Consider the following 8,576-nt stretch of genomic DNA (forward strand, 5'->3'; position numbering starts at 1 on the left):
CATTCAACTTTATTCAAAATCATAATCATAACTGATGAAGGCCATGGTATTTCATAAACCGGGCACCCCGCTCACACTGGAAGAGATCCCTACTCCAAAACCACTAGAAAATGAGGTGCTAGTAAGGGTTCGCGCATGCGGGGTCTGTCGCACAGATCTCCATATCGTAGATGGCGATCTCCCGGAGCCTGCGCTTCCGCTTGTTCTAGGTCATCAGGTGGTGGGGGAAATAATTGAGTGTGGTAAAAATGCTAAAAAATTCAAGCGGGGTGATCGTATCGGCATCCCTTGGCTAGGTGGTACTTGTCACCATTGCTATTACTGTGACCATGATCAGGAAAACTTATGCGATAAACCGGTCTTCACGGGCTATCAGAAAAATGGGGGATATGCCGAATACACAACGGCAAATGAGGATTATTGCTTCTTATTGGATAATGATTACTCCGATATCGAGGTCGCTCCTTTATTATGCGCGGGTCTAATCGGTTATCGCTCTTATCGCATGGCTGGAGGGGGTAAACGTATTGGTTTTTATGGCTTCGGTGCGGCAGCCCATATCCAGGCTCAACTAGCCGTACATGAGGGCAAGGAGCTCTACGCGTTCACGCGTCCGGGGGATACCGCAACCCAGGACTTTGCGTTAACATTGGGCGCAGCGTGGGCCGGTGGCTCCGATCAAGCTCCTCCGGCTGAGCTCGATTCCGCTATCTTATTCGCCCCGGTGGGTGAGCTCGTTCCGGTTGCCTTAAAAGCACTCCGTAAGGGGGGCATAGTGGTCTGTGCGGGTATCCATATGTCAGACATTCCTTCTTTTCCTTACGAAATCCTTTGGGGGGAGCGTAAACTTCAATCCGTCGCTAATCTCACTCGTCAGGATGGTCACGAATTTTTGGCCCTTGCTCCCCAGGTTCCTATCAGGGTTGAATCGCGCGTATTTCCGCTAGAGGAGGCAAATCAGGCTATCGATGCCATCCGTAAGGGCAAATCTCATGGAAGCGTGGTATTGACACTCAATTCTTAATATTATTTATTGACCCTATAAATTTAATTAAAAAACATCATGCAAATTCCTTCCGAAATCCGTTCTCAAATCGAAGAAATAACGCGCAGAGCCGGTTACTTATGGAGGTTTCTTTGACGTCGCGAATAAACAAAAAGAAATAGAGGTTCTCGAGCAAAAAATGAGTGTCCCCACTTTCTGGGACAGCCAGGAAAATGCACATCAGGTGATCAACGAAGCCAATAAGCTAAAAGCTGTCGTCGTCCCCGTTATCGCTTTTCAAAACGAGGTAAATGACCTCGATACGCTTATCGAATTAATCGAAGAGCTCCCCGAAGAGGAAGCAGAGGGCTATCTTCAAGAAATCCAACAAACCGCTACAAATTTAATAGAAAAGGTTGATAAAATTGAACTCGAATCTTTCTTAAGTGGTCCTCTGGATAAAAATAATGCCATCATGAGTGTCCACGCGGGCGCAGGTGGTACGGAATCTTGTGACTGGGCAGACATGCTTTTAAGAATGTATCTTCGCTGGGCAGAACGCCAAGGCTTTCAAACCGAAATTCAAGACATCCAGGCAGGAGAAGAAGCTGGCATCAGTAGGGCCACTTTCCGCATCATCGGTCCAAACGCATACGGCTATTGTAGAGCAGAACGGGGTGTCCATCGTCTCGTTCGTATCAGTCCGTTTGATTCTAATAAACGTCGTCACACTTCTTTCTCTTCCGTAGACGTAATCGCCGAAATCGAAGATGACATTCCCATGGAAATCAGGGACGAAGATCTGCGTATAGACACCTATCGTGCTAGCGGCGCAGGCGGCCAACACGTTAACAAAACAGAATCCGCGATCCGCATCACTCACTTACCTTCCGGTATCGTGGTCACTTGCCAAAATGAGCGTTCCCAGCACAAAAACAAGGCTTCTGCCATGAAGAACCTTAAATCTAGATTGTACGAAAAGAATCTGGACGAAAAACGAGCCGAAATGGAGCGTTATTACGGCCCCAAGGGTGAAATCGGCTGGGGTAACCAGATCCGAAACTACGTCTTCCAACCTTACCAAATGGTCAAGGACTTGCGCACCGGCGCCGAATCAGGCAACGTCCAAAACGTCATGGACGGCGATATTCAAGGTTTTATAGAGGCCTGGCTCCGTGCCGGCTGCCCAATGACTCGAAATAAAGATATTAATGTTGATCTCTAATGATTACTTGTTCCATGCCCCAAGCACTCTCCTATAACTATTTAAAGGAAACGTTTGACCGTCAGGTCCTCTTTCACGAAAAGGCTTGGAGACTCTCTCCCAATCCGCTCCTGCTCTCAGAGGAACAAACTGACATGATCAAACAGATCGGCCAGGCTTGTCTCGAATTCTATCAAGTGCTGGACATCCTCTACACGCGTTCTAAAACAGGCAAAAACTTACTTCGCAACAAGGAACACTACGCGTCCTGGATCGCTGATTACTACGACTTGGGTAAGCCAAAATTCCTTAAAGAGCACAATAGCCATAAGGTCAACAAGCGTTCTACTCCAAGCATCATTAGGCCGGATTTACTCATCACAGAAGATGGTTTTGCGCTAACAGAGCTGGATTCTGTCCCTGGAGGCATCGGCTTAACCGCTTTCCTAAACCAACTTTATAAAAGCGCTGGCTTCCCGGTAATAGAATCAGAGGGCGGCATGGTCACGGGTTTCTACAATGCCGTTGTTCCCGAAAATTTAATCGAGCAAAATCCGCTCGTCCTCATTGTCGTCAGTGACGAATCTGCTACTTATCAACCCGAATTCATCTGGCTATCCGAACAACTCCAAGCACTGGGAAAGAACATCCACTGTGCCCACCCGGATGAGATTAAACGAGGCTCTTCCGGTCTACTCTGGAGGAATGATCAAAAGATCGATGTGATCTACCGCTTTTTCGAGCTCTTTGACTGGGCAAATGTTTCTTGCGCAGACATTATTTTAGAAGCCGTAGAAGCAGGCGAAGTAATCGTCTCCCCTCCCATGAAAACCTACCAGGAGGAAAAAATGAGTCTCGCGTTCTTCCATCACCACGCTTTGCAAGAGTTCTGGAAGGAAAATTTATCAAAGCACGCCTTTAAACTATTACAAAAAATCATCCCGCAAACCTGGATCGTAGACCCGGTCGAACTCCCTCCGTCCGCTGTCTTGGATGCTCCTTGGGTAAACGGCAAGCCCATCTATGAATGGATGCAACTAGCCGACGCTTCCCAAAAGGAGCGTTCTTGGATTCTTAAGACCAGCGGCTTCCATGAAAGTGCCTGGGGAGCCCGTAGCGTCGTCTATGGCAGCGATAGCTCTCGCCTTGAATGGGAAAAAGCACTCAGAAAAGCAATCACTCAAAGCAGTTCCTCGTTATCTGTCTTGCAAGAATACAAAAAACCCGTTTTACTAACTCATGAGGTATATGATGAAACGGGAACTCAACTCATTGCGCAAAATGGAAGAGTAAGACTCTGTCCCTATTTCTACATAAACAATGAACAATCAGAATTATCAGGTATCCTCTCAACACTTTGCCCCGCGGATAAAAAAATCATACATGGCATGTCCGATGCCTGCCTCACCCCCTGTATGACTCAACACGAACGCTAACTAACCTTATTATGGAAACAATAACAGAAACTACGCGAATAAAGATAAGGCCTTTAGTCATGGAGGACGCAGAGGCGCTGGAAGATATATTGGGCAACCCGGAGGTCATGCAGTTTTCCCTCTACGGTGTTAAAGATCGAGCGGGCATAGAGGAATGGCTTAAGGATGTCCTCAAAGCATACGAAACCTACGGCTTTGGCATATACGCTGTTATTTTAAAACCAGAAGAAAAACTAATCGGCATCTCAGGCGTCTGGAAAACCATAATCGATGAGCAAGACGAAATGGAGCTCATGTACCGCCTGGACAGAAGCTACTGGAACCTCGGCTACGCCACAGAAGCCGCAGAGGCTGTTACCAAACACTGTTTTGATAAATTCGGCTTCCTATCAATTATAGCCGTCCTGGACCCTCAAAACACCGCCTCCCAACGAATAGCGGACAATTTACAGATGGCCTACGAAAAAGACAGCGTCTTCCACGATGTCCCCGTCCGCGTCTACCGCCTCAATCGCCCAGGCCTCGAAGAGCGTCTCAAGGAAGAGTCATAATAAATTAAGCCTACTTTCCCAAAAATGAAAAGCCCTGGAACAACAATTCCAAGGCTTTTTTTATAAAGATCACCCCCCGTTCTAACCCTCCATGCAAAATACAAAAGAAGCGCTCACTTGGATTACAACTATCATTAAAGAAAAAAATATCCCGTTTCAAATCACCGGCGGATTGGCCGCTCAAGTATACGGCTCTCAACGAAATCTCGCAGACATAGATATCGATATCCCAGAAGATAATTTTGCAACAATCATCAACGAAGTGTCCCCTTATATAACTTTCGGACCCGCCCAATACAAAGACGAAGAATGGGACTTGCCGCTCATGACCCTCAACTATAAAGATCAGGAAATTGACCTCTGCGGTGCTTATACTACAAAAGTTTATAACAAAGCCAACAATACTTGGTTAACCCTCAAGACAAATTTATCCAACCCAAACCATGCGGACATATTCGGCATCACCCTCCCCGTCATTAGCCGCGATGAACTCATTGCCTACAAGAAAATCATTGCTCGTCCCGTGGACTTATTAGACTTGGCCGCGCTTACCCCTTCATCCCCTCAACCACCTTCTGCCCATCTTTAACAAGCACCACCATTTCTTCTACAGAATGTCCATCAATATCATTGGGATCATTAAACATTGTTGGATTTAACCCCTGCTTAACCAACTCCATATTCATCACACAAAACACGGATGTCCGAATATTACCATCACAACAAAAATGTCGTCTTTCAATTTTTTGACAAAACTTCACAATTGCCGTTATCTTCTCCTCATCTGTCTTTGCCGCTTCGAGTTCTTTAGAATATTCATTCGAAAGCTCATTAAAGGTATTCATCAGATACTCTTTCGTCTTATCATTAGTCCATACCTCCAAATTTTCACCTCTACGGCCTACAGAAATGTCATTTTCTGCAACTAATTCCTTGTAACCCGCTTCTGTATAACCATCAATTCCATAACTTCGCGGTTGGCCTTTATTTCTAAAACCATACTCAGCCATGTCTCTTGTTACTGTTTTAAGGCAAATCTTATTAATGCCATCATAATGCGTTGCCGATAATGGGTCATTTGAGTGCTGCAAGGTATGTCGTAACCCATTAAACATAGCGGCCAGATAACCTTTTTCATTCTCAAAACCATATGGGCCATACATATGAGCCCGTCCATCAATTACAAGTTTGTAAAGCTCCTCTTTAGGAATATTTTTTAAGGTGTCATATTTTTGGCACTCTTCATGCAACTTATTTCTCTCGTACACAACTTTGGCAACATCGGTAATCGTATTCTTCCAAGAATCATTTTCGGAAGGGCCTTCTTTAATCAATGACTGTATTTTTTTACTATTAAGAAATTCATTAACATCCTTAAAATCACCGTCTGCTAGGCATTCATCAACCTTTTCTGTTAAATAATCAAGGTATCCTCGAAATACTACTATACCAAGAAGGGCGTGCCCGCATTCCGTCAACTCGCCATTTGAATCTAAAACCCCTTCCTTAACTTCATTATTAACAAAGATCAACCCACTCTTGGCATAGTTATTAAAGAACGGAAATTTAATCCAGTCTTCATTTTTCACGTTTAACTGCAGAGCCTTCTCTCTATTCGTCAGGTTCGCATCATTCCAATTCACAAAATTACTAAAGGCTTTTTCTAAATTCTCAGGTAACTTAATGTTAGCATCCGCTTCTATTGATGTATTATCTAGTAATTTTAAATCGTCCAATTTGCCATGCTTAATGTAAGCTGCAAAAATATCACGATAGGCTGTTCCCTTCTCCTTGCCTGCCTTATCCGCATACATTGCCGCTTTCTCAAAATCAGGTTTTTCAAGGCCTAAATACGCTCGGCAAATGTCACGATAAGCTTTTCCTTTATCCTTACCCGCCTTATCCGCATACATTGCTGCTTTCTCAAAATCAGGTTTTTCAAGGCTTAAATACGCTCGGCAAATGTCACGATAAGCTTCTGTTGAATCATCGGTCTTCTGCGCAAATAGCACCGCATTTTCAAAATCTGGGTTCTCGAGGCTGAGATAAGCTTTGCAAATAAAGAGATAGGAACTCCCTTCAGCCGTTCCAGCTTTCTTTGCAATCTTAGCTGCATTTTCGAAGTCAGGATTGGGTAGATTCAAATAGGCTCGGCAAATATCACGATACAAATAATCCGGACTATCAATTTTATCCGCAATTGCTATAGCATTACTAAAATCGGGGCTTTCCTGCCTAAGATAGGCTCGGCAAATGTCTTCATACGCCCTCTCATTTGAATCACCTGACTTCTCCGCATACTCCTTTGCTTTTTCAAAATCAGGATCTTTCAAGCTGAGATAGGCTTTGCAAATAGCATAATAGGCCAATGGCTTTGAATCACCTGCCTTCTCCGCATACTCCTTTGCTTTTTCAAAATCGGGGTTTTCTTGCTCGAGATATGCCACACAAATATCAGTATAACATGAATCTTTCGATCTACCTGCCAGCTCCGCACATTCTTGCGCCTTATCGAAATCAAGTTTCTCTGTGAGTAGATAAAAGCTACACATATGAGAATAAGCTGATCCAGTCTTATCCGCTTTTGCCGCACATTCCTTTGCTTTCTCATAGTCTGGGCGTTGTAAACCTAAATATCCTTCACAAATATCCCGATAGGCGTTTCCTTTCTCTTTACCTGAGAGTTCCGCACATTCCTTCGCTTTATCAAAATCAGGAGATTCACGATTGAGATAAGCCCCGCAAATAGAAAGATACGCATTACCTTTCAATCCACCCGCATTTTCAGCACACGCTTTGGCTTTATCAAAATCAGGAGGTTCCAAACCGAGATAGGCCGAGCATGCATCTCGATAAGCCATATTTGTTCTCGCGCCCGCCTTTTCAACTAACCACTTGATAGCATCAAAACTTGCCCCAGCCTTCACGAAATTTGGTATAAGTAATCTGAAACTATTTTTTTCAAAACTTGCTGAAGCTTTTTTTAGTTGATCTATCGCTATTTTATCATTCTTGCCAGCATTTTGGTTAAGTATTGATAAAAAGTCTTGCTGCTTATCATCCAACTTTTCGAATTCAGCATGAAATTCACTATTTTTATCCAATTCTTTAAGATCAACCGTCACTAAGCCCGCCACTGTTTTACTAATGTAGCTATTTTTGTCCTGATCTTTTATCGCATAATAGTTTTTTCTTTTGTCTTTGTCCTCAGTATTTTCATTTACCCAATGCTCAACCTTACTCCTATTATACTCAGCCACAACTTCTTGCGCTGATATCGGCCGGCTTACATCCCGTTCGCTATTAAACAAAACGCTAATATACGCCTTCGTCCAATCTCGCTGCTCCCCATCTTTAATTTCCTCTAATGCCGTAAAATTTACGTTTATCTTATTACCCACTCCTCTTATAACAAGTTTACCTTTGTCTATACCGAATATGTTTTCAATTTCGTTCAACAGCTGTTCTCGCATCACTTTATGCAATGGCTCCGTCTTGATGCGAAATATACCAAATACATCTACTTTCCCCAGCAATTGCTTGACGTTATATCCTACAAGGTGCTTTTTTCCTGTTAACTCTGGCCTTAACTGTTTAAACGCATCTTTTTGGCCTTTATCGCTTTTGCTATAATCAAATATACTAGATCTTCTATAGCGAGAACCTACATCCATTCTATAATATAATTCAATTATAAAATAAATCAAGTAATACTCAGAAAGTAATAATTAAATAAAAAATTAAACCGATGCCATAAAAAACCCATCTCAAACTCGAAGCGCAGCAACATGGTACAACACCGCTTCGCTTCGAGTTTGAGATGGGGCAATACCTAGTTTTTCCTTTTACTTAACGCGGCAAGAGCCAACGGGATGCAATAATACAGAGCCAATATAACAAGTAATACAGGAACTATTATTTTCCCTGTTTCGATGGCGCGAATTTTCCTCAATTTATTCATATGGTTCGAAATGAATTCTTTTTCAGATACTTTATCGAAGAAATGAGGTTTTAGCGTAGACCCCAGAGTACGGCAAATAAAGCCAGGATGACGCTCTGCTATTTCATTTATCTCCTCAGCTATCGTAATAAGCTTTTCTTTATTTTCTTCTGTGCATTCGTTTTTTGTTAGGTTGGCTTCTTTACTTGGTAATGCTTACGACTCGAATGATTTAAGGGAAAGGTTATACTCGTAAATGAAGATCTTCAGGCAGATTTCGTGCATATGTTGAGTTTTTGAGAATGAAAGCGTTTTGCGAACAAATCGACCCAGACGTTGTCTAAGCGTATTATTCCAACGCTCAATGTGAGCTGTTTGACCACTTTCTTTACCCACGCTTTTGTGGGTTTGATTGCTGAACACTTCTCTATAGCTATTCCAGTAATCACTGAAGCTATGG

The 8,576-nt window shown here is 43.2% G+C and carries 6 protein-coding genes; 5 read left to right on the plus strand and 1 reads right to left on the minus strand.

The features are described 5' to 3' along the window. Positions 1-34: 34 nt before the first annotated feature. The 5 genes from AUJ82_05725 (at position 35) to AUJ82_05745 (ending at position 4,765) form a co-directional block, all read left to right on the plus strand. Positions 35-1,024 carry an alcohol dehydrogenase gene (locus tag AUJ82_05725; protein OIO59542.1) on the plus strand — a complete coding sequence of 330 codons (990 nt, stop codon included), beginning with the start codon at positions 35-37 and terminating at the stop codon, positions 1,022-1,024. 160 nt (positions 1,025-1,184) lie between these two features. Next, positions 1,185-2,210, plus strand: a complete 1,026-nt coding sequence (locus AUJ82_05730; GenBank protein ID OIO59543.1) for a peptide chain release factor 2 — start codon at positions 1,185-1,187, stop codon at positions 2,208-2,210. A 14-nt stretch (positions 2,211-2,224) separates the two neighbouring features. Continuing rightward, positions 2,225-3,625 (plus strand): hypothetical protein, encoded by a 1,401-nt coding sequence (locus AUJ82_05735; GenBank protein ID OIO59548.1) that lies wholly within the window; start codon positions 2,225-2,227, stop codon positions 3,623-3,625. A gap of 11 nt (positions 3,626-3,636) precedes the next feature. After that, on the plus strand, positions 3,637-4,176 hold the full coding sequence (locus AUJ82_05740) for a hypothetical protein (GenBank protein ID OIO59544.1): 540 nt from the start codon (positions 3,637-3,639) through the stop codon (positions 4,174-4,176). Between the two features lie 91 nt (positions 4,177-4,267). Next, on the plus strand, positions 4,268-4,765 hold the full coding sequence (locus AUJ82_05745; GenBank protein OIO59545.1) for a hypothetical protein: 498 nt from the start codon (positions 4,268-4,270) through the stop codon (positions 4,763-4,765). Here AUJ82_05745 and AUJ82_05750 read toward each other — a convergent pair. Continuing rightward, entirely contained in the window at positions 4,725-7,850 is a 3,126-nt protein-coding gene (locus AUJ82_05750) for a hypothetical protein (protein ID OIO59546.1), read from the minus strand. The two genes, AUJ82_05745 and AUJ82_05750, sit on opposite strands and share 41 nt — an antisense overlap. Positions 7,851-8,576 lie beyond the last annotated feature (726 nt).

The sequence above is a fragment of the Verrucomicrobia bacterium CG1_02_43_26 genome (assembly GCA_001872735.1).
Classification (GTDB): domain Bacteria; phylum Verrucomicrobiota; class Verrucomicrobiia; order Opitutales; family CG1-02-43-26; genus CG1-02-43-26.